Here is a 20,598-nt window from a genome sequence, read left to right as displayed (position 1 = left end):
TTATAAATATGTTGAAGCTGATCACTGTTTCTGGAACGATGAGTACTTAATGCCTATTACCTCCGACCCCACCGTTGGCCAGTAGCGCCCTTGCCATTCGGATTATCTTTCCCTTAGTCAGGGTGACTTCACTTTCTTGCAAATGAACGGGGTTGCCAGCTTTGCTGGGCAAACAAAAAAGCCTGCTATTAACTAGGCTATATGCTAAAGATCACGATGTTATATTTCGGCTATATTAATGCCTCAACGCTATTCATCAGATTACATATTTCGTCAATTTTTTCATTCGCTTGCACATACGATTTTTGCAGTTCTTCTTCACCTGCCGCACTAAGTGTCATATTAATCATTTTCAATTCGCAGCCCATACAGGTTGTTAACCACAATTTTAGGTATTTAATAACAAAGTCTTCGTCTTCAGGCGTCCAGTTAAAGGTTAACTGAGGTTGAGTAACAACATCGATATAATGTTTCAAAACATAAGGTATACCCCAGTTCCAAGTCGGCGCAGCAATAATCACTAAATCTGCAGCGGCGAATCGATCGATATGTTCAGTCAAAGCAAACCAACTTGCCTGCTGCTGTGCTGTTAATTCCTGACCAGAAAAAATAATATACTTTGCATCTAAGATATCACCATTCATATGCGGTAATTCAACGTCCCACAAGTCAATATGGTCGACTATGTATTCAGCGCCTTACCAATAAAGTTATCGCACTTCGTTACAGGATTAGAGGTATACTACACGGGCTGTTACTGATGATGGAATATCAAAAATAGAACAATAGGATGTGAGAAAATGTACAACTTAAATTGGGGCTTGATCCGTTATGCTCTCTTCACTTATCGCAAAGGATCTGCATCAGGTGCAGCAGAAGCACTTAATGTGACTCACGCGACTGTGATTCGTGGATTAAAGAAATTAGAAACCGAAACCAATACAACATTATTTAATAAGTCACCCTCAGGTTATACACCCACAGATAATGGTAAGTTGCTTATTGCTGCTGGTGAAAAAATGGAGGCCGAAATATATCAGTGGAAAAGGAATATAGAGAGTGAAAATAACCACCCGAGCGGCTTACTGCAGATAACAACAACAGAAGCCATTCTAAACAGCTTGATCTGTCCACACCTAAGCTCATTCAATCTGCTATATCCAGACATCAAACTCGAGTTCAGCACATCATATGAATTCAATACAATTACTAATCATGCGTTTGATATTGCAATACGCTCAACATCCACACCGCCCGAGCACTTAATTGGTCGAAAAGTAAAACACGTTCAGTGGGGCGTTTATCATCACGTTTCAAATCACGCTGGAGATGACGAATGGGTTGGCTTTAATAATAACTCGGCTCCTGCATCTCAATGGCTGAGTACGCTTTTTCCTAACGCCAACGTGAAATGCAGTGCGTCCTCAATTTTAAGTCAACTTGAAGCGGTGAAGGCCGGTATAGGGCAAGCGATACTACCTTGCTTTCTTGCTGACACGCACGCTGATATTAAAAAAGTACAGTCTCTACCCGACGATTTCACGACTGAGATTTGGTTATTATACCATCGTGAATCCAGAGATAGTCCAAAAATACAAGCCTTTATTAACTGGTTAAAAACGTATATTTTTTAGTAACAGTCATTACGCATTAACGTCCTTTAACAGTTAATTATGCTGTTAATGGAAGCATACTGTGACTGCGCCCCACTTTCGTTAACTTAAGTGAAAAGTAAAACTGCGTATAAGGTGCACTTAAGTGATCATGCAATGCTTGTAGATCTACCCAGCGTTCCCAAAGCGTAAAGTTAAGCGGCACTTCCGTTGACTGACTAATTGAGAATTGAATATTACCCGGTTCTTTTTCTGTTGCCGTCTGTAGCTTCATTAGTTCGTTTTTTGCCTCGTTGAGCAGATTTTCATTAATAACGATGAGTTCAATCGACTTCCATATTTCAGACATTTTTATTCCTTTAAATACCAAGACAATAAAAAGATGGGCTAGTACCCACCTTGTTATTAAATTTAACTCATTAACTCATTAACTCATTAACTCATTAACTCATTAAACTCTGTGCTAATGCGTTATTTAAGACGGCCAAGTTCTGACACCAGTTCTTCCACAAAATTATCATGCAACCATGCAGGTGTAGAACGACGGTTTAGCGTTGTACTCCAGATAATCTCACGTTCAAACGCAATCACTTTATTATTACGACCAACAATAACCCAGCCCCAAGCACCCAGTTTTTCGAAAAAGAATTTAACTCTGACACCAGTCACTAGACATTTATGATCATTTTCATCTCGGAATGGGAACGGACTCTCATGCGGTATCTTGTTCGGTTCTTCGAGTTGGCGCATGATCCATTTGACTTCATAGCTATCAACTAAATCAGCTGCTACTTGCGGTAAAAACTCGATAGCTAGCTGTCTTGCCACATCATCTGTAGGTAAGCCAGGGCCACAATGCTGCTTTTCGATATGCATGAATCCCATCACTTTGGTCGCGGCTAGATCAATACTGACTGAAAAATGCTCACCACCTAATCCCTTACATACGCCATTTACATGCTCGTAACGGAATACGAATATAGGTTGATCATCATGATTTAAAAGCAAACAATTCACTAAAGCATAATCGTCAGGAATTTGAATGATACTTTCGAGTAACGTTAACGCTTTGTCCTGCTGTACTGCGATATTGTTGTTCTGTAACATAATTAAGATCCTAGATAATAATTTAGAAAAGAATGCCACCACGCGCTACACCACCTTGTGTTGTGCCGTAAAGTGGAGAAAACTCAGGTGCTAAATCTCTACCGGCGTAAGCGGCTAACCACAATCTCATTAGCAATCTAGATTGTGCTTTACTATCGGTATAGGCGTTGCGTGAATGGCATATGGTAAAGTTATTAATGAATTGCATGTCGCCTTCATCAAAGGCAAGGTTTAGACAAACATCTTCTTTTTCTAATCTTGCATCTAAATAATCTAACGCTTCAATTTGCAATGCCGTAAATCGCGGCACTTCAGGGTGATCTTGACCTAATTCAATAAATCGACGTAAGTAACGACTAGCAAACTTGCCCTGATATTCTGTAAATATGGGTAATGAATACCAAGGTTGCAACCCTCCACGTTCGAAGGGCGCTCGCCCATGAAAATAGGGAGAACAGAGAGTTTCTGCTAAGTCAGGTCGCTCAATTTTTATTTTGTTAAATACATTGGTTAAACTGGCTAATTTACTCTCGCCACCGGTCTCGGATTTACTAATACAAAGTAATGAGACAATATCACTTCGGTCGGTATGCCACGGTAACGGGTCACTGGAGTTAGTACCACGACCAGTGTTCGCGTAAAGGCTTTCACCTTTGTTATATACTTCTTGTAGCAGCTCGCCATCTAAACTTTGGCGTAGGGGATAACCTAAATAAACACCAATGCCGGTAAAAATCAGTGTTAATTCGTGACGTGAGTATCTGGCCACAGGTAAGCCTTTAAGCACTGTAATACCGCGGTCACTTTCAATCGCACGACGAATGTCTTTTAATTTCAAACCTAAACTAGGTAGCACAAAGTTATCCATGCTCATTAATTCGAGCGTAATATTATTGCTCACCACATAAGCCAACGCATTATCTAGTTCAGTGATATCTGCAGGCGTAAGATAATACTTCCAGCTGTCTTCACTTAGTAGATCCTGAGGTTCCCAAGCAGAACGGTTATTAACAAAGTCAATCATATTACTCATACGGCAACCTCACCTATTAACAAGTCATTCATAAAATCTTCGATTACCACGTCACCCTGTATAAAATCTAACGTTCGATTCGTTCTATGCGGGGTAATTATTGCAGCTAAAATAGTACTGACGACATCATCACGGGTAATAGTTGAATTAGTATTTTTAATATCATTCCAATCAAAATTGCTAGTGATCTTGCCTGTACCTTCGGTATCAAGTAACCGGCCAGGACGCAACAAGGTATAATTTAATGTGGAATTAATTAATCTATCGTCAGCACGGTTTCTTGCTACTAGATAATGACGAATTGGTTGGGGACCGCGAAGGGGATCGCAGGATTTTAATGAACTGACCATGATGAAATGTTTAATCCCTTGCTTTTCACTCTCTTCAACAGCGCGAATAGAGCCCCATAGATCAACTAACAAGGTTTTTTTAGGACAACTTTTAGACCCTGAACCAGCACTGAAAACCACCTGCTCACAACTATTGAAAGCATGGCTAATATCACCTTCTAGATCACCTACAACAGCGTCGACACCCAATCTTGTGAAATAGCTCATTTGGCTTTCATCACGGATCATCACGCGTATATCCAAACCTAAATCAATACATTCAGATACTAGTTTTTTACCAATCTGTCCGTTAGCACCAATAATAAGTGTTTTCATATTTCCCTCGTCTATAAACTAAAGTTATCGTTATGAAGCGAGGTTAGTATGTATAAAAGTATGCCTTTACTGAATGGTCATTATTAAAAAGGCGTTGTTCATTTTTGCACAGCGTTAACGTAGATTTCGGTAAGAAAAAAGGATATAAGAAAAGCACAGTATAATGACGGATATCGGGCGTCAGCTAAGTGACTAACAAAGATTATAACTTCAAATATGTAGTGGTATTACACGTTGATTCAGCAGGTGGAATGCCAATGATGACGAAGGGCACTGTTTCTAGAATAATGAGTACTTAATGCCTAGTACCTCCGACCTGCTGTAATAGGCATTTTTATATTTATCTTACAATCAATACATCATCACGAGCCATTAAACGCGAGTTACTTTATCCTTTTCCACACTCGGCTGATCACTTAATACTTCGACCAGTGTAGAGCGACACAAGTGCCCCTCAACCTCACCATCCTCGTTTAATACAGGCAGTGGTAATTGATTATCCAGCATTTCAGGAATCACACTTTCCAGTAACGCATCGCTTTGCACCGCAGGCACATCATCTAATAACGACGCATCAAGCGTATTGTTGTAATCACTTTTTTCAATATTATCCAAGGTATCTTGTGTGATCACGCCTTGATAACCATCCGCATTAATAACATAACCATAATCTTGTTTTGACTTGCGCATTTGTAATACTGCTTCACCGATTGTTGCAGCAGAGATACGACAAATTTGCGGCTGCATCACCGTTTCCACCGTCAATGCGCGCGCGCGATTTACATCTTTAACAAAGGCTTCAACATAATCATCAATCGGGTTAAGCAAAATATCAACCGGTGTCCCTTGTTGTACTAATACCCCATCACGCAAAATAGCAATGCGATCACCTAAGCGTAATGCTTCATCAAGATCATGGGTAATAAAAACGATAGTTTTATGTAGTTTTTCCTGCAACTCAATCAACTGGTCTTGCATTTCGCTGCGGATCAAAGGATCCAATGCTGAAAATGCTTCATCCATTAACAGAATATCGGCATCGGTACACAAGGCGCGGGCTAAACCGACACGTTGCTGTTGCCCACCAGACAGCTGTCTTGGGTATTGATTAGCATAACCATCCAAACCTACCGTTTCCAACCACTGTGTTGCGCATCGCTTCCATTCCGCCTTCTTGACGCCTTTCACTTGCAAACCATAACCAATATTTTCTAACACGGTGCGATGTGGCATTAAGCCGAAACGTTGGAATACCATCGACATTTTATTACGACGAAAACCTTGCAGATCTTTACTCGACAGTTGCATGACATCACTACCCGCGATTTCTATTTCCCCGGCAGTTGGTTCAATTAAGCGGTTAAAATGACGGATCAAGGTTGATTTACCCGAACCTGACAACCCCATGATCACGAATATTTCGCCCGGATAAATATCTAGGTTAATATCCGATAAACCCACGGTATGACCCGTTTCGGCTAGAATAGCATCTTTGGATTTACCCGCTTTGACTAGCTCCAGCACCTTTTTCTCATTTTTACCAAAAATTTTGTATAAATTCTTAATACGAATTAACGGGCTTTTCTGCTCATTCGAACTGCTCTTGTCATGCGAATTCATCTTACTGCCCTCCAAAATTTTGTAACGTACGTTTTGCGTAACTTTGCGAGATCCGATCAAAGATAATCGCTAGCGCGACAATGGCCAAACCATTCATCAAGCCAAGGGTGAAATATTGATTGGTAATTGATTTCAATACCGGTTGGCCTAAGCCTTTCACACCAATCATAGATGCGATCACCACCATAGCCAGTGCCATCATAATCGTCTGATTGATACCGGCCATAATATTAGGCATCGCCAGCGGTAACTGCACACCAAATAAACGTTGCATAGGGCTAGCACCATAAGCCGTCGCCGCCTCTAATACTTCTTTGTCTACCAGACGGATACCTAAGTTCGTTAAGCGAATAACAGGCGGCACGGCGTAGATAATAACAGCGATAACACCGGGTATTTTACCTATGCCTAATAACATCACCACAGGGATCAAATACACGAAGGCTGGCATGGTTTGCATAATGTCTAAGATGGGCGTCACGACGGACTGAACACGATCAGAGCGTGCCATCGAGATCCCGATCGGAATACCGATGATCACCGCGAGCATAGTAGAGATGAGAATAATACTCATGGTTCGCATCGTATTGTCCCACATACCAAAAAAGCCGATGAGGAAAAAGGCCACAACAACGCCTAAGGTTAATTTCCAAGAGCGACTAGCAATATAAGCAAACACCGCAAGCACCGCAATCACTAACCACCAAGGGCTGCTGAGTAATAATTTTTCAAACCAGATGAGAAAAGTAAGCAAGGGATCAAAAAATGCTTCAATACTATCACCGTATTCACGCGAAAAACTGCGATAAGCGCCATCCAATGTTTTTCTAATACCGAGTAATTGGTGACGATCTAGCTGCGGTATTTCCGAAAGCCATGAACTGTCTGACATATTATTGTTTCCTAAGATGAAAAAGCCCGAATGATTCGGGCTATATATACTCAAGCTACTTCAATCTGCATAATCAGCAAACTGAAGTAGTTTGCGTATAATGAAAGGCTATAGTGCTGAGACTGCTTTCTTGATTTTCTTCGCGGTTGCTGAATCAACCCACTGTGACCAGGTATCTTCATAATTGATAATGAAGTGTTCAACACTGTATTCACCATCAGCTTGTTGATCTTCCATCCAAGCAAGTAATTCATTCATCTGAGCATTCTTAAATGAACGGGCTGCAAGGTAAGCCATTACTTCAGGTGCTCTCGCTGCAAATGCTTCGGTAACTACAGAGTCTACTGCAGAAGGCGGATACATGGTTGCTTTAGGGGTTAAGCAATCATTTTGGGTGATACATTCCTTGAAATGTTTTTCATCGATACCGGTACCAAAATCAACCTTAACCATGTTGTATTTACCCAATACAGCGGTCGGTGCCCAGTAATAACCAAACCAAGCTTCTTCGCGCTCATAGGCTTTAGCAATAGAACCCGATAAACCCGCACCGGAACCGGGATCAATTAAATCAAAACCAGAAGCGGCTAAATCCATCGCCTCAAAGAGTTGCGATGTTGATATTTGACAGTTCCAACCTGCAGGGCAGCCCATAAATGCCGACTTACTCGGATCTTCAGGGTGTTCGAATAGTTTCGCATTAGCTTTAATGCCAGCAATAGTCGCTAAGCTTGGGTCTTTCTCAACCATATAGGCTGGCACCCAGAATCCTTCTTCACCGCCATCACTAAGAGTGACACCGGCATAACGAATACGCCCATCTTTAACACCTTGATCAAGCGCCGATTTCATCGAGTTACTCCAGAATTCAGGGGCAATATCAGGTTGGCCTTTTTCAATCATAGCGGTGCCCGTTGGCATCGTATCGCCGGGAACAAGTTCAGCGTCACAATCAAAACCATGTTCGAGAATGAAGCGGTCAATATTGGCAATTAAGGTGGCTGAATTCCAGTTCATGTCAGCAATGGTAACACTGCCGCATTCACTCGCATTAGCGAAGGTAGAAAGAGATGTAGAAGCAAGAAGTAGTGAGGTAGCGAAAATTTTCTGCATATTAATAATATCCTTATTATTGTAATGAAGTACCACTAATATTACAGGAAATAGCGACTAAAAGCTTATACAAGTACTAAAAACCGCAAACATGACTAAAACATCTCACGGCAATTAATACTAGAAAAAGGTAAAAGTGTTATAAAATCAGTTAAGTAAAAAAGTTATTCTTCCGCCTGAATTTGACCAACCAATAATACTGGCGCAGCATCTAATTTTTCTGCATCCATCATTGAGGCTATACGTTCGACAGCGGACAATAGCTGACTTTGTTCCCACTCTTCAAGATTTTGATAACGCTTGATAAAATGGTCTTGAAGCGGCTTGGGCGAACTACTCAGTAATAGTTTACCTGATTCACTCAGTGACAAATGCACTTTACGTTTGTCGGTTTTACTTCGCGTCCGGATCACCAACGTCCGACTCTCAAGTCTGTCGATAATCGTAGTGACGGTCGCGGCACTTAAGGCGATCTCTTTGGCTATGTCTTTCGCTAGTGGCGCATCAAGCGCTGCAATATTTTGCATCACCATAAGCTGAGGACCCGTTAAACCGGACTGTTTATTCAGCTGGCGAGAATGTATATCAATGGCTCTGATCACTTGGCGCAATGAAACTAATAATTCTTCATACTTTTCCATAACTCTTCCAAAATTCGCCCCTATTTTTCGAAACAATAACAGAAATGTGCACCAGACTCATACTGCAAATGTGAAAAAAGCAAAATAACACCTAAACGTTATTTTGCTTTTGTTGTATTCCTAACCACTATCGAACCAATTTATGCGTTCAAACGAGCGTGGAGACTATGTTAGTTCACTAATTCAATTTTATTAAAATCAATTTTATTTTCTTTAGGTGAACATTCAATCGCTGCAACCTGCTTGTATTTTTTCGCCATAATATAACCGAAACAGCCGATAATAAGTGCGATTGCTAATGCACCAACCCACTGAATTTGTAAGAAATCCAGTTTAAACAATAACGTCAAGCCACTCATTAATAGCACATTACCAATAATGTATTTAGCCTTACCGAAACGTTCTACAGTTAAGTTTAAATTATCAGTATAAAGTCGCACTAATGAATCCAGTGAGTTAATCACAAAGGTGATGCCCACTAATATCATCGCCAGGTTATAGAAACCAGTTGTCGCGATCTCATTCACACTGTAGTAGTAAAGTACCGAGAACCACACTGCGATTGGAATAGACGGGAATACCATCATTGCAATCAGTACTTGATAGGTTTTCATGCCACCAACAAAACGAGAGGTGAATTGACCAATCATGATGCTCCAAGAGAACCACCAGAATAAGTAAAATTCATGGTAATCATTCATAGGTAAAACAAAGTGATGTATATTACCAAAATAATCGCCAATCAACGCAAAGGTAGTTGCAAACTCACTGACACTTGATCCTTCAGATAAGAACGCGCCAGCCCACATCACGACGATCAGACCTAAGAATAACCAAGTACTAGCTAAACTTAATATACGCACATAACGAATACTGGTACTTGAATAAACCGCCGCTGCGATAACAACAAACACAATCAGATAGAAACTACCTACTATCGTTTCGCCATCACCTAGCTCTGGTAAATACCAAGGTAGATTGGTCAGTAACAAGTAAGCAGTAAACGCACAAGTACCAATAATAATAAAGTTATTGATGAATTTAATTAATGGGATCTCAAAGAATTTCACTCTTGGTTCAATAACACAAAAATAGAAACACGTTAAAAAGTAAAACGCCCAGATCAGGAATGCCCAGAAACCAAATTCAATGGCCAGCGGATTACTAAAGCTGTATTCAGGGCTTGCCGCAAGATTTGCATAACCAGCAAATTCGGTCAGCGGAAACATGATCAGTCCCACGTCCAAACCCGAGGTAAATAAAATAGCGATAAAGGTAAACGTACGAACAGGCGTAACGCCGACACAGCGCACATTACCCCAACGAAAAATTACAAATGCAATTGCAGCAAAGGTAAATAAAATACCGATGCTAAGCCAGGTAGTCATCATTTAAACTCCATGTAAATATCATATAAAGCACAAGCTTAATCCGTCTTGTGTTTTAAAATCCGCCCTCAACGTTTAAGCTAGCAACCTTTTTTAGATAGCATTAACCCTCAAACCTTAAATATCGTATTACCGATATTTAAACCCTGATAAATTGAGTTTGGTATTAAAAGACCATTCAGCCAGAGTGGCTTAGGCTGGTCTGATACCTATACCAAGCTACTTTCGGTTGCTGATTTTGCATCTTGAAGTAACTTGGTTATATATTGCTAATGCGCCGTTTACACAACGCATTAGGTCTATTTCATTAAAAATAGTTTTAAACAGTCTGCCGTTTAGGATCCTGTAACCTTTGTGTTTTCTGCCACTCAGGGGCCAAGGTTACATTGGCAGTACTTGCTGCAAGTGGTGTATTGCCCAAGATAAGATCAGCGGCGCGCTCTGCCAGCATAATAGTCGGTGAGTTAAGATTGCCATTGGGAATGGAAGGGAAAATAGAGGAGTCAACCACCCTTAGCCCGTCAATACCATGCACTCTGGTTTCTGAATCAACCACCGCCATTGGATCTTCGCCCATCTTGCACGAACAAGAAGGATGATAAGCACTTTCTACCGCGCTTCTGACAAAACGATCGATCTCTTCATCCGTTTGAATATCGATTCCCGGTTGGATCTCTTCACCGCGGTATTCATCCAGTCCTGGTTGATTAATGATCTCACGCGTTAACCGTACACAAGCCCGAAAACCTGCTATATCTTCAGCATGAGAGAGATAGTTAAACTGAATATGCGGCGCAACATGTGCATCGTTAGAGACCACTTTTACAAAGCCACGGCTCTTCGGTTTGTTATGACCAACATGCACCTGAAAACCATGCCCAGCAAACGCTTCTTTACCGTCATAACGCATTGCGGCAGGTAAAAAGTGGTACTGTATATCAGGCCACTCTAATCCCGGTTTTGAACGAATAAAACCACAAGACTCGAAGTGATTCGTTGCCCCTAACCCTGTCTTAGTAAAGAACCAGCGGGCACCAATAAACAGTTTGTTTAACGGATCGAGTTTGCCATTAAGGGAAATCGGCTTTAGACACTTGAATTGGAAATAGAATTCGAGATGATCTTGAAGATTCTCGCCTACTCCCGGTAATTCATGTACTTGCTCAATACCAGCATCAGCTAGCGTACTTGCTTTACCGATACCCGATAATTGCAGGATATGCGGAGAACCAATAGAACCAGCTGAAAGGATGACTTCTTTATTGCAATGCAGTGTGGTTAGCTTGCCCTTACGTTCAAACCGTACCCCTACCGCTTGTTTGCCCTCGACCAATACCTTGTGTACCAAAGCATGGGTGATCACAGTCAAATTACTGCGGTGCATGACAGGCTTTAAATACGCATTCGCTGTCGACCAACGCACACCATTCTTGATGGTCATGTGCATCGGGCCAAAACCCTCTTGCTGCGACCCGTTATAATCATCGGTCGCCATATAACCGGCATCAACACCGGCATCGACAAATGCTTTATACAATGGGTTTTTCATGTTGTTGCCGTTATTGACAGCAAGTGGTCCTGTGTCACCACGATAATCATCGCCACCAAATGCCCAGCTTTCCGCTTTTTTAAAGTAAGGTAAGCAATGGGCATAATCCCAATCCTTTGCCCCGCTTTGCTGCCACTCATCAAAATCACGGGCATGACCACGCACGTAAACCATGCCATTGATAGAAGATGATCCGCCTAATACCTTGCCTCGAGGGCAATGCATACGGCGATTATCCAAATAAGGTTCAGCTTGGGTTTCAAACTGCCACGCATATTTCGCACTATTCATCGGAATAGATAACGCAGTTGGCATTTGAATAAAAATACTTTTATCACTGCCACCGGTTTCTAATAACAACACCTTGTTGGCTGGATCTGCTGATAAGCGGTTGGCTAATACACAACCCGCACTACCCGCGCCAACAATGATGTAATCATACCGTTCCTGTACTTGACTCATATGCGCTCCTTAAAATGGACTTTCAAGTGGTTGCATACCAACATACACAGCTTTAATCTGGGTATACGCTTTTAAGGTTTCGCTACCGTTTTCACGACCAATACCAGACATTTTATATCCGCCTACAGGCATTTCTGCAGGTGACGCGCCATACGCATTGATCCAACAGATACCGGCTTGCATTTGATGAATAACACGGTGAGCACGGGTAATGTCTTGCGTAAATACACCAGCCGCTAAACCTAAGCGGGTATCATTAGCACGGCGAACGACTTCATCTTCATCTGTGAAGGTGAATACCGACATGACAGGACCAAAGATCTCTTCTTTGCTTAATGTCATCTCATCAGTGCACTGGGTGAAAATAGTGGGTGCAACAAAGTAACCATTCGGCGCATTGTCAGGTTGTAAGGCATGACCACCGGTAAGGAGTTCAGCACCTTCTGATTTACCTATTTCAATAAAACTCAGTACCTTGTCTTGATGCTCTTTCGAGATCAACGCACCAAAGTTAGTCTTAGGATCCATCGGATCGCCACAGATGATGTTGTTCTCGGTACGTTCACGTAATTTTTCGATAAAGCGCGGGTAAATGGCGTCTTGCACAAATACACGCGTACCGTTGGTACACACTTCACCTTGAGTATAAAAGTTTGCCAGCATCGCAGCCGATACGGCATTATCAATGTCAGCGTCATCAAAGATGATAAGCGGTGATTTACCACCTAATTCCATCGTCACTTCTTTCAGTGAGCCCGCCGCTGCTGCCATCACTTTTTTGCCAGTACCGACTTCACCAGTGAAAGATACTTTAGCAATATCGTCATGTGTGGTTAACCAAGCGCCAACACGACCATCACCTTGAACAACGTTGAACACGCCATCTGGTACGCCCGCTTCGGTAAATATTTCAGCCAACTTGATTGCGCCGCGTGGTGTTTCTTCTGATGGTTTAAAGATCATCACATTACCGCAAGCCAATGCCGGCGCGGCTTTCCAACATGCGATCTGCAGTGGATAATTCCAGGCGCCAATACCAGCGCAAATGCCTAATGGTTCACGGCGGGTATAATAAAAATCATCACCGACCTGTTGTTGATTACCTTCGATGCTTGGTGCGATACCAGCAAAGAACTCAATTGAATCGGCACCCGTTACCACATCTACCACTGAGGCTTCTTGCCAAGGTTTACCTGTGTCTTGCACTTCGATAACAGCCAGTTCGTCATTACGCTCACGTAACAAGGCCACTGCTTTTAATAAAATACGGTTACGTTCCATCGGCGTCATTTTAGACCAAGTAGCGAAACCCACTTTTGCACTTTCAATTGTCGCTTGCTGAATACTCGCATCAGCAACTTCGACGAGATAACTTACTTCTCCGTTAGCCGGATTAATGACTTCAAAGGTTTCACCCGAGTCATTGGAGAGAGGCTGTCCGTGGACATAATTTTTATAAGTAACTAACGACATTTATTTTCTCCGTGCTGCATGATCACAGCCTCGATAAAGGCTTTACATAAAATTTGGGCTTGTTCGAATTCTTTTTCAGGGCAACTACTCAAGGCACTTCGCAGCCAAAAGCCGTCAATCATCGCTGCGGTTTGTTTCGCAGCATTAATCGCCACGTCATCAGGCATTAATTGTTTAAATGCAAAGGCGAGGTTGCTATACAAACGCTGGCTGTTGATGTGTTGCAGTCTGGCTAATCCAGGATCGTGGACTGCTTGAGACCAAAAACTTAACCAAGTTTTAGTCGCTGCAGTTGAGCGTTGAAATTCAGTAAAATTAGACTCGACGATCATCGACAAGCGTTCCGCTGCTGATAAGTTTTTTCCTAAAATACGGCTTAATAATGCTTGTTTAAGTTCATCGAGTAAGTATTTGAGCGTTGCTTCAATAAGACCTTGCTTACCACCAAAATAATGGCTGATAAGGCCAGATGACAGTCCAGCTAAACCACTAATGGTATTGATTGTGGTGTGATGTAAACCGTAACGTTCAACAGAGATCAACGTCGCGTCAATCAGCTGTTGTTGTCTTACCGTTTTCATTGCTGGTCTGGGCATAAAAAGTAATTATCCATGTTTGGTTGTTGATAATTAAATGCTTAACTGTTGTTAAAAATTGTTAATTGAACGCTCAATTAACTACAACTATAATAGTTAGAGCTGTAACTATCAACCCCCAACCTTGTCGCTCAGATGCTTACAATAAAATAACTCATACATAAACAACCGATAAACAACAGGTTAAACAACTGTTTTAAAAGCATATTACCCTGTCGTAAAATCTATGTTAATCAGTGGTAAAATAGTCGTAAATAAATTAATAGTTTCAACCGTAATCATTAGAAATGTAACTATTAGGCGAGATTGCAACAAAGCACTAACACCAATGTTGATAGGTCAATTTTATTTAGAAAGGGAATATATTTTAATACTGCTTAGCGTTTAACTTGGTGAATATAACGTTGAGGAATTAAAACGACAAAAGCCTGCTTTCAAACAGGCTTTATCGTTATTTGTATCTGCATCGATCTAGGTTTAAAAAACTAATTCAATGCCAGTTTTAGTCTATTCATGCGATTGAACACAAGCCAATCAATAAACAATACTAAGGCTATAACGCCACCAGCCATAGGCAACATAAACGATAATACGGTGATAGTGATTAACCCTACTTTCCAAACACCCTCATGTTCAAATCGTGGTGGCGCACCAAGCACTTTCTTTCCTGTAGGACGGCGGATAAACCACATCACAGCACCGGATATTGCAATAAAGATAAACGCTAAACAAAAGAGTACATTAACGACTTTATTCAATACGCTGACATCACCTTGATGAAGTGCAATACCCGCCGCCATGAACTTGGCCATTGGGTTGTATTCATTCCAGGTTACATCTGCTAAGACCCGACCTGAGTACTGATCGATATGCGTGGTTCTATCTAATCTTGGATCGGAAATATCCCCGCTCATGGTATTCGCTGCTAGCGTATAAACCCCAGTCTCACTGCGAGGGAAGTTAAGCTTAAACTGAGTAAACCCAAGCATATCAGCTTGATCTAGTATTTCATCGATAGCAATTTTAGCCTTTGTGTGCATATTCATATCATGAGCCATCTCTGTATCATGCTGCATCGACCCCGCTCCTGCTGCTAACATCGCGGCATGATCATGTGATTCAGGCATCAGTGTTTGCTCTAAATTCCACGGCATTTCTTCTTCACTACCGTGGTTCATTGACGCATGAGTTTGTGTCGACAGTGGCACATCATCCCACTTTTCTGCAGGGAAACTACTCCACGCTTGCACAAATTTACCACCCCAAACACTTGCCCACGCGAGGCCTGAAATAAAGAAAAATAGCAAAACAAAAGACAACAATCCGCCAATATTGGCATGTAGGTCGCGCATGAGAATACGTGATCCACTTGTCATTCTCACTTTAAGAAAACCGGCTTTGCTGGCATTGTCTCGTGGTATCCACAAATAAACCCCTGTCACTAATAAGATCACGCCTAAGCTCGCCGCTATTTCAATAAGGTAATCACCCCAATCCCCCAGCAATAAAGTACCGTGTATATCATTCGCTAATTCATACCAGCTATCACTGCGATCAATCGTGCCGAGTATATCTCCGTTATAGGGATCCACAGTAACAAACACCGTTTTTCCTGATTCAAGCGTAATAGAAAAACGGTTAGCAAGATCGCGGCTTGGCGCCGGTATAAACTGAGTTACCCTTGCATTAGGATAAGCAGCAAGTACATTTTCCATTTGCAGAGATGTAGCTACGGTGGATACTTGTGGTGACACTTCTAATAATGACTGATAACGACTAAATTCAATTTCATCATCAAACAACATGACTAAACCGGTCAGGCTCAGCATTAACATAAACGGGATCACAAATAACCCGGCATAAAAGTGCCAGCGCCAAGTTAAAAAGTAACGTAATTTTGAGCGTGCAAGTGCCTCGCGGTTAGACGGCGCGATATTTACAGGCTGATTAATGGTCGACATTTTTTGCATTTTCCTTTCTACAAAATCCCTATCGAGTGAACGACGGTCATCCGTATTAATACCAATCACAATAAATAGATGGTCATTCTTTCTGGTTAAAACTGCCACTAACTGCGTTGTTAATTTTGTAATTAGAATAACTAGTTACGGCAATTAACGTCTGGTTATTGTCACTTTTTCCGGCGAAATAATTGATCACTTATTTAATGCAATTGGTATAACTAAATTTTTTCATCATCAATCCCCGATTAAACGCAAAGGTTTAACGGTACATTGATAACGTCAGTGTTGTAGTACAGTGATAATTTAAGTTACGAAAGAATGACAGGCGGTGCGCGAGGAACTTGCCATTGATAACGCACGTTATGCGCTAAAAACGAGTAATAATCTTGAATTGAAACACTAACACGACCCAATACAGGCAGGGTTAATAACGCAAGATCATGAAAAGAAGAATAATGGCTGAATGGGCAAGGTTTCCCCTCATGGGTTTGAGGTTTACCTTCTTCGATCTGAACCAGTTCCAATCCATTAACGGTACACAACGTCGCCCATACACCAACACCATTATTGGCGTTAATCACCGGCATCAGCGTGACTAAAACCCAACTAAGCAGGCTAGCAAGCAACATTGATTTTTTAAAATAAGAACTGTGTTTCATACGATACTCTATAGATTTGTATGGAGTGTACACAAATCTATAATATATCGCAAAATTAGTAACATATGGTTAACGTTTAGACATTAAAGTATTACAAGAACAAAAAAGCCTCGATTGAAATTTTACGTGGTTGCAATGCTTCTGGTACATTGCGATCTAGCTATAACGTAAGTAAGCCATTCGCCAGATCAGCCCCCTTCACTTCGATGTCTATTTCACTTAATTCAAAGCCAGCAACTGCGAGGGTAATTTCGTATTTGTTTTCTGCTAATTGAGCAATATTTCATGTGACATAAACCAGAACCAGTTTTAGTTTATAGCTTGGGCCTTAAGATTCTCGGTCGGATTATAAACATCACCAGCGCGCTGAGGTTGCAGAATATCGTCGATCGGAGCCGGTTTTCCGATCCCATAACCTTGGGCAAAATCGACGCCCATATCCTGTAATCGCTGCCTGATAGCGTCATTTTCAACAAATTCAGCTATGGTTTTCATGCCCATGACATGACCAATATCATTGATTGATTTAACCATAGCTTCGTCGATCGGATCGTCCAAAATATCTTTAACAAACATACCGTCGATCTTCAATGTACACACAGGTAGATTTTTCAAGTAAGCAAATGAAGATAAACCACTGCCAAAATCATCCAGCGCAAACTGACAACCAAACTCACTTAATGTTTTGATAAATAAGGTCGCATCGCGCAAGTTACTGATCGCCGCAGTTTCTGTAATTTCAAACTTGAGCATACTTGGCGGTAAGTTATGCAATGTGATCTGCTGCATAATATGATTAAGCAGCGTATTACTGCCTAATGATGCACCAGACAAATTGATCGCCAGATGATCAACATCATCGAGTTGCTGAAAATGCTGTTCCATCCAGGCAAAGGTATGATCAACAACCCAACGGTCGATAGCATTTGATAGATTATAACGTTCTGCAGCAGGCAAAAATGCACCGGGGGGCACTATGTCACCACTGCGTGTACGCAGGCGAAGTAGCACTTCGTAAATACGCTTTTGCGAAGGGTCTGAGAGCGACACGATAGGTTGTGCATAGAGTTCAAATCTATTTTCATTTAATGCATATTTTAGCTCATTAACCCAACGAAATTCACCATCGCGTTTGGCTAACAATTCATCCTCGGCGTGATAGATATGAATACGGTTACGACCTAAATCTTTAGCTGCATAACAGGCTGAATCAACACCAATTAATATTTCTGTGGTGTTTTTAGTTTGACTGTTAATCTCAGCTAAACCGATGCTCGCACCGATACTGAATATATTTTTTTCCCACATAAACTGAAAATTAGCAATTAATTCCAATATATTCTGCGCAGTTTTCTCGGCCTGCGCGAGGCCACATTGCGTCATTAAAATGGCAAATTCATCACCGCCTAAACGGGCTAATGTATCTTGGGGTTTAATATTTTCAGCTAACAGCAGGCCTAACTGGCGCAGCAGTTCATCTCCGGCCATATGCCCACAGGTATCATTGATAATTTTAAACTGATCCAGATCTAAAAAACATAATACATGAGTAGTATCGTGTTGTGCAGACGTGATGCTTTGCGCAAGTAGTCTTTCAAATTCATAACGGTTAATTAATCCGGTCAGCATGTCATGCGTTGCCTGATAGGATATTTTTTGCGACGCAATTCTGGCCTCGGTCACATCGGCTTGGATACCAATAAAATGGGTTATAACACCATCATTTGTGACTGGTACAATACAGACTTGAGCCCAAAATAGTTCACCATTTTTCTTGCAGTTTTTTAATTCTCCACGCCATTCTTGGCCTGATAATATCGTTGCCCACATATTTTTGTATACACGATCAGACGTATCCTTCGAACGAAAAACATTGGCTTTTTTACCGAAAACTTCGGCTGCAGTAAAACCGGTTATTGCGGTAAACTTAGGATTTACATACTCAATAATACCGTTAATATCAGTTATCAATATACTCTCAGGACTGTATTCAACAACCATAGACAGCTTTTTTAAATTAGCAGTACTGCGCTGTATTTCCGTTGTATCATTATATACGCCGATACCGCCTTCTATCTCTCCAGAACTGGAATAAAGCGGGACAAAATTAGCTTGTAAATGCATAAACCGTTGACCGGATACGGATGTATAAGGGCCTTCATAAACACTCACTTTACCTTGTAGTGACTGCTGCACCATGTTGAGCAACTCGGTCTCTTCAAGCAGTTCTAGCATATTAAAACCAATAAGTGTATCCCTGTCAGAATCGAGAATTTCTTCGAAACGTTTGTTGGTTTTTTGGATTATACCGTTATGATCATAGTGGAAAATGCCAACAGGAGAATACTCAAAAATGGAAGTGAGCTTAGCTTCACTTTCAACCAACTTAGACGTTTGTTTTGTTACCTTTTTTGCCAAAATTTTGACCTGCCGACGAGGTTCTAAACAGAGCACAACAAATAACGGACAGGCAAATAGTAGAAATAATGCCGAAACGATTAAGGTGTAATATAGGGTTTCATTTAATAGCGTATCAATATGACCAATTGAAAGATCGGCACCCACAATATATACGCGACCATCACCTGCCTTAATAGGAATGAGGATACTGCGAAAATCGCCCCACTTATCACGACTCTCATGAATTTGGCTTTGGTTTTGTTTAAAAATAGCCGCAATGTCCGGCGCCGCGTCGTCGTAATACTCAAAATAGTTAAACGCAAGTTTATTGGCATTTAGCTCAGTATCAGAAGCACTTGAAGAGGTATATAAAATTTCATTATCCCGCAAGATAAGCGTATAGAGATAAACAATATCAGAGCGTCGAGTATATTCTGATAACGCTAAGGTAATAGCAAGATCCTGTTGCTTAGACAGATCGACTTTGTTCATGTCCTTATGATGAAATCCCTTGGGTAAGATGGCGGGAATGATCAGCGCAGCATCTTCCAACCTTTGGTCCAGCTCAGAGTAAAGGTGTTGCTTTTCTTTCACATAATTAAATGCCGAAAAAACGATCACCCATATCACGTAGATCGCGATAGCAAAGTAGATCCGAAGGCTATTTTTTACTGGCGGGAACAATATAATATATCACTATGTATCATAAAAATGCATGTTGCCTTGTTTATAATAATATTGCAAATGACAACCGCGAATAACACACGTGAATATCCTACAATTATGATCTCGCACAACAATAATCTCGCACAACTATAATATTTTTGTTACAGCTTGAGATATTCAGTAGCTCAAACTACAAAACAGCAACTTGCAAGCTTTGTTGTTTACTTTCAATCATTCTTAACCAAGCTAAAGCGCGTTTTTCTACAGCGATGCTTAGTTCGAATTTACTGAAATAACCATCTTGGTCGCCACTGCTATTTTTACCGGTAATAACCCCACAGTTGCAGATTAGCTTTAACCACTGGCACTCTGCCATCAATTCAACCTGCGTCGATTTTCCTTCCGGTAAACTATTCGCAATATCTTTTAATACTTTGGTTTCCTGTCCCCAACTACGTCCCCAAATACGCAACGTCGCATCGCCTTTAAGCATTCCAAATGCCTAGATCAATTTATGGATACCTTTCGCGGGAATATCAGTACCGATATAACCGAAAGCAAATGATTGACCTACTATTCACGTGCGATTTTTCATGCGCTGGCGGTCAATTCCATAATCTAAATAGATGCTTTTATCCGCAGGAAGTCCAAAGTCATTTTAATATCGTTGTTTCAGATATTTTGCTAGTGAGATAAATAGATCTAGCTGATCAACAACCCCCTCTCAATCAAATCATAAAAGAAAGGTCGCTATAGC

The 20,598-nt window shown here is 41.2% G+C and carries 18 protein-coding genes; 1 reads left to right on the top strand and 17 read right to left on the bottom strand.

The window, feature by feature from the left end; translation table 11 throughout:
• Nucleotides 1-230: 230 nt before the first annotated feature.
• On the bottom strand, nucleotides 231-674 hold the full coding sequence (locus tag HRT96_RS08315) for an NAD(P)H-dependent oxidoreductase (RefSeq protein WP_293155058.1): 444 nt from the start codon (nucleotides 672-674) through the stop codon (nucleotides 231-233).
• Between the two features lie 126 nt (nucleotides 675-800).
• Between HRT96_RS08315 and HRT96_RS08310 the strand changes: the two genes are divergently transcribed.
• Nucleotides 801-1,634, top strand: a complete 834-nt coding sequence (locus HRT96_RS08310) for a LysR family transcriptional regulator (RefSeq protein WP_293154826.1) — start codon at nucleotides 801-803, stop codon at nucleotides 1,632-1,634.
• A 37-nt stretch (nucleotides 1,635-1,671) separates the two neighbouring features.
• Here HRT96_RS08310 and HRT96_RS08305 read toward each other — a convergent pair whose 3' ends face one another.
• The 16 genes from HRT96_RS08305 to HRT96_RS08230 form a co-directional block, all read right to left on the bottom strand.
• Entirely contained in the window at nucleotides 1,672-1,962 is a 291-nt protein-coding gene (locus tag HRT96_RS08305) for an antibiotic biosynthesis monooxygenase (RefSeq protein ID WP_293154824.1), read from the bottom strand.
• Nucleotides 1,963-2,084: 122 nt separating this feature from the next.
• Complete coding sequence (locus HRT96_RS08300) at nucleotides 2,085-2,720, bottom strand: hypothetical protein (protein ID WP_293154821.1); 636 nt, start codon at nucleotides 2,718-2,720, stop codon at nucleotides 2,085-2,087.
• Between the two features lie 22 nt (nucleotides 2,721-2,742).
• Nucleotides 2,743-3,753: a TauD/TfdA family dioxygenase gene (locus HRT96_RS08295; protein WP_293154819.1), complete on the bottom strand. Its 1,011-nt coding sequence runs from the start codon at nucleotides 3,751-3,753 to the stop codon at nucleotides 2,743-2,745.
• Nucleotides 3,750-4,418 (bottom strand): SDR family oxidoreductase, encoded by a 669-nt coding sequence (locus HRT96_RS08290; protein WP_293154816.1) that lies wholly within the window; start codon nucleotides 4,416-4,418, stop codon nucleotides 3,750-3,752. The genes HRT96_RS08295 and HRT96_RS08290 overlap by 4 nt, the downstream gene beginning before the upstream one ends.
• 372 nt (nucleotides 4,419-4,790) lie before the next feature.
• Entirely contained in the window at nucleotides 4,791-6,038 is a 1,248-nt protein-coding gene (locus HRT96_RS08285; RefSeq protein WP_293154813.1) for a glycine betaine/L-proline ABC transporter ATP-binding protein, read from the bottom strand.
• Between the two features lies 1 nt (nucleotide 6,039).
• A complete protein-coding gene (locus HRT96_RS08280; protein WP_293154809.1) occupies nucleotides 6,040-6,930 on the bottom strand; it encodes a proline/glycine betaine ABC transporter permease in 891 nt (296 codons plus the stop codon).
• Between the two features lie 108 nt (nucleotides 6,931-7,038).
• Entirely contained in the window at nucleotides 7,039-8,043 is a 1,005-nt protein-coding gene (locus HRT96_RS08275; protein ID WP_293154806.1) for an ABC transporter substrate-binding protein, read from the bottom strand.
• A 164-nt stretch (nucleotides 8,044-8,207) separates the two neighbouring features.
• Entirely contained in the window at nucleotides 8,208-8,684 is a 477-nt protein-coding gene (locus HRT96_RS08270; protein WP_293147062.1) for a MarR family transcriptional regulator, read from the bottom strand.
• 170 nt (nucleotides 8,685-8,854) lie between these two features.
• Nucleotides 8,855-10,072, bottom strand: coding sequence for a BCCT family transporter (locus HRT96_RS08265; RefSeq protein ID WP_293147115.1), 1,218 nt, complete (start codon nucleotides 10,070-10,072; stop codon nucleotides 8,855-8,857).
• 319 nt (nucleotides 10,073-10,391) lie between these two features.
• Nucleotides 10,392-12,083, bottom strand: a complete 1,692-nt coding sequence (betA, locus tag HRT96_RS08260; protein WP_293147064.1) for a choline dehydrogenase — start codon at nucleotides 12,081-12,083, stop codon at nucleotides 10,392-10,394.
• A gap of 9 nt (nucleotides 12,084-12,092) precedes the next feature.
• Nucleotides 12,093-13,556 (bottom strand): betaine-aldehyde dehydrogenase, encoded by a 1,464-nt coding sequence (betB, locus tag HRT96_RS08255; protein ID WP_293147066.1) that lies wholly within the window; start codon nucleotides 13,554-13,556, stop codon nucleotides 12,093-12,095.
• On the bottom strand, nucleotides 13,547-14,152 hold the full coding sequence (gene betI, locus HRT96_RS08250; RefSeq protein ID WP_293147068.1) for a transcriptional regulator BetI: 606 nt from the start codon (nucleotides 14,150-14,152) through the stop codon (nucleotides 13,547-13,549). Before betI ends, betB begins: the two co-directional genes overlap by 10 nt.
• Before the next feature lie 485 nt (nucleotides 14,153-14,637).
• Entirely contained in the window at nucleotides 14,638-16,113 is a 1,476-nt protein-coding gene (locus HRT96_RS08245) for a PepSY domain-containing protein (protein WP_293147070.1), read from the bottom strand.
• 311 nt (nucleotides 16,114-16,424) lie between these two features.
• Nucleotides 16,425-16,775 (bottom strand): hypothetical protein, encoded by a 351-nt coding sequence (locus HRT96_RS08240; protein ID WP_293154804.1) that lies wholly within the window; start codon nucleotides 16,773-16,775, stop codon nucleotides 16,425-16,427.
• 309 nt (nucleotides 16,776-17,084) lie between these two features.
• On the bottom strand, nucleotides 17,085-19,859 hold the full coding sequence (locus HRT96_RS08235) for an EAL domain-containing protein (RefSeq protein WP_293154801.1): 2,775 nt from the start codon (nucleotides 19,857-19,859) through the stop codon (nucleotides 17,085-17,087).
• Nucleotides 19,860-20,031: 172 nt separating this feature from the next.
• A complete protein-coding gene (locus tag HRT96_RS08230; protein ID WP_293154798.1) occupies nucleotides 20,032-20,334 on the bottom strand; it encodes a hypothetical protein in 303 nt (100 codons plus the stop codon).
• Between the last annotated feature and the right edge of the window lie 264 nt (nucleotides 20,335-20,598).

The organism is Moritella sp. (assembly GCF_013215705.1).
GTDB lineage: Bacteria > Pseudomonadota > Gammaproteobacteria > Enterobacterales > Moritellaceae > Moritella.
The sequence above is the reverse complement of the archived record's forward strand: the minus strand, read 5'-3'. Positions and strand labels throughout refer to the sequence as shown.

What these genes read in the sequence shown, in the direction of transcription:
- HRT96_RS08310 (WP_293154826.1), top strand. Translation starts at nt 801, where the DNA reads ATGTACAACTTAAATTGGGGCTTGATCCGTTATGCTCTCTTCACTTAT.
- HRT96_RS08305 (WP_293154824.1), bottom strand. Translation starts at nt 1,962, where the DNA reads ATGTCTGAAATATGGAAGTCGATTGAACTCATCGTTATTAATGAAAAT.
- HRT96_RS08300 (WP_293154821.1), bottom strand. Translation starts at nt 2,720, where the DNA reads ATGTTACAGAACAACAATATCGCAGTACAGCAGGACAAAGCGTTAACG.
- HRT96_RS08295 (WP_293154819.1), bottom strand. Translation starts at nt 3,753, where the DNA reads ATGAGTAATATGATTGACTTTGTTAATAACCGTTCTGCTTGGGAACCT.
- HRT96_RS08290 (WP_293154816.1), bottom strand. Translation starts at nt 4,418, where the DNA reads ATGAAAACACTTATTATTGGTGCTAACGGACAGATTGGTAAAAAACTA.
- HRT96_RS08285 (WP_293154813.1), bottom strand. Translation starts at nt 6,038, where the DNA reads ATGAATTCGCATGACAAGAGCAGTTCGAATGAGCAGAAAAGCCCGTTA.
- HRT96_RS08280 (WP_293154809.1), bottom strand. Translation starts at nt 6,930, where the DNA reads ATGTCAGACAGTTCATGGCTTTCGGAAATACCGCAGCTAGATCGTCAC.
- HRT96_RS08275 (WP_293154806.1), bottom strand. Translation starts at nt 8,043, where the DNA reads ATGCAGAAAATTTTCGCTACCTCACTACTTCTTGCTTCTACATCTCTT.
- HRT96_RS08270 (WP_293147062.1), bottom strand. Translation starts at nt 8,684, where the DNA reads ATGGAAAAGTATGAAGAATTATTAGTTTCATTGCGCCAAGTGATCAGA.
- HRT96_RS08265 (WP_293147115.1), bottom strand. Translation starts at nt 10,072, where the DNA reads ATGACTACCTGGCTTAGCATCGGTATTTTATTTACCTTTGCTGCAATT.
- betA (WP_293147064.1), bottom strand. Translation starts at nt 12,083, where the DNA reads ATGAGTCAAGTACAGGAACGGTATGATTACATCATTGTTGGCGCGGGT.
- betB (WP_293147066.1), bottom strand. Translation starts at nt 13,556, where the DNA reads ATGTCGTTAGTTACTTATAAAAATTATGTCCACGGACAGCCTCTCTCC.
- betI (WP_293147068.1), bottom strand. Translation starts at nt 14,152, where the DNA reads ATGCCCAGACCAGCAATGAAAACGGTAAGACAACAACAGCTGATTGAC.
- HRT96_RS08245 (WP_293147070.1), bottom strand. Translation starts at nt 16,113, where the DNA reads ATGTCGACCATTAATCAGCCTGTAAATATCGCGCCGTCTAACCGCGAG.
- HRT96_RS08240 (WP_293154804.1), bottom strand. Translation starts at nt 16,775, where the DNA reads ATGAAACACAGTTCTTATTTTAAAAAATCAATGTTGCTTGCTAGCCTG.
- HRT96_RS08230 (WP_293154798.1), bottom strand. Translation starts at nt 20,334, where the DNA reads ATGCTTAAAGGCGATGCGACGTTGCGTATTTGGGGACGTAGTTGGGGA.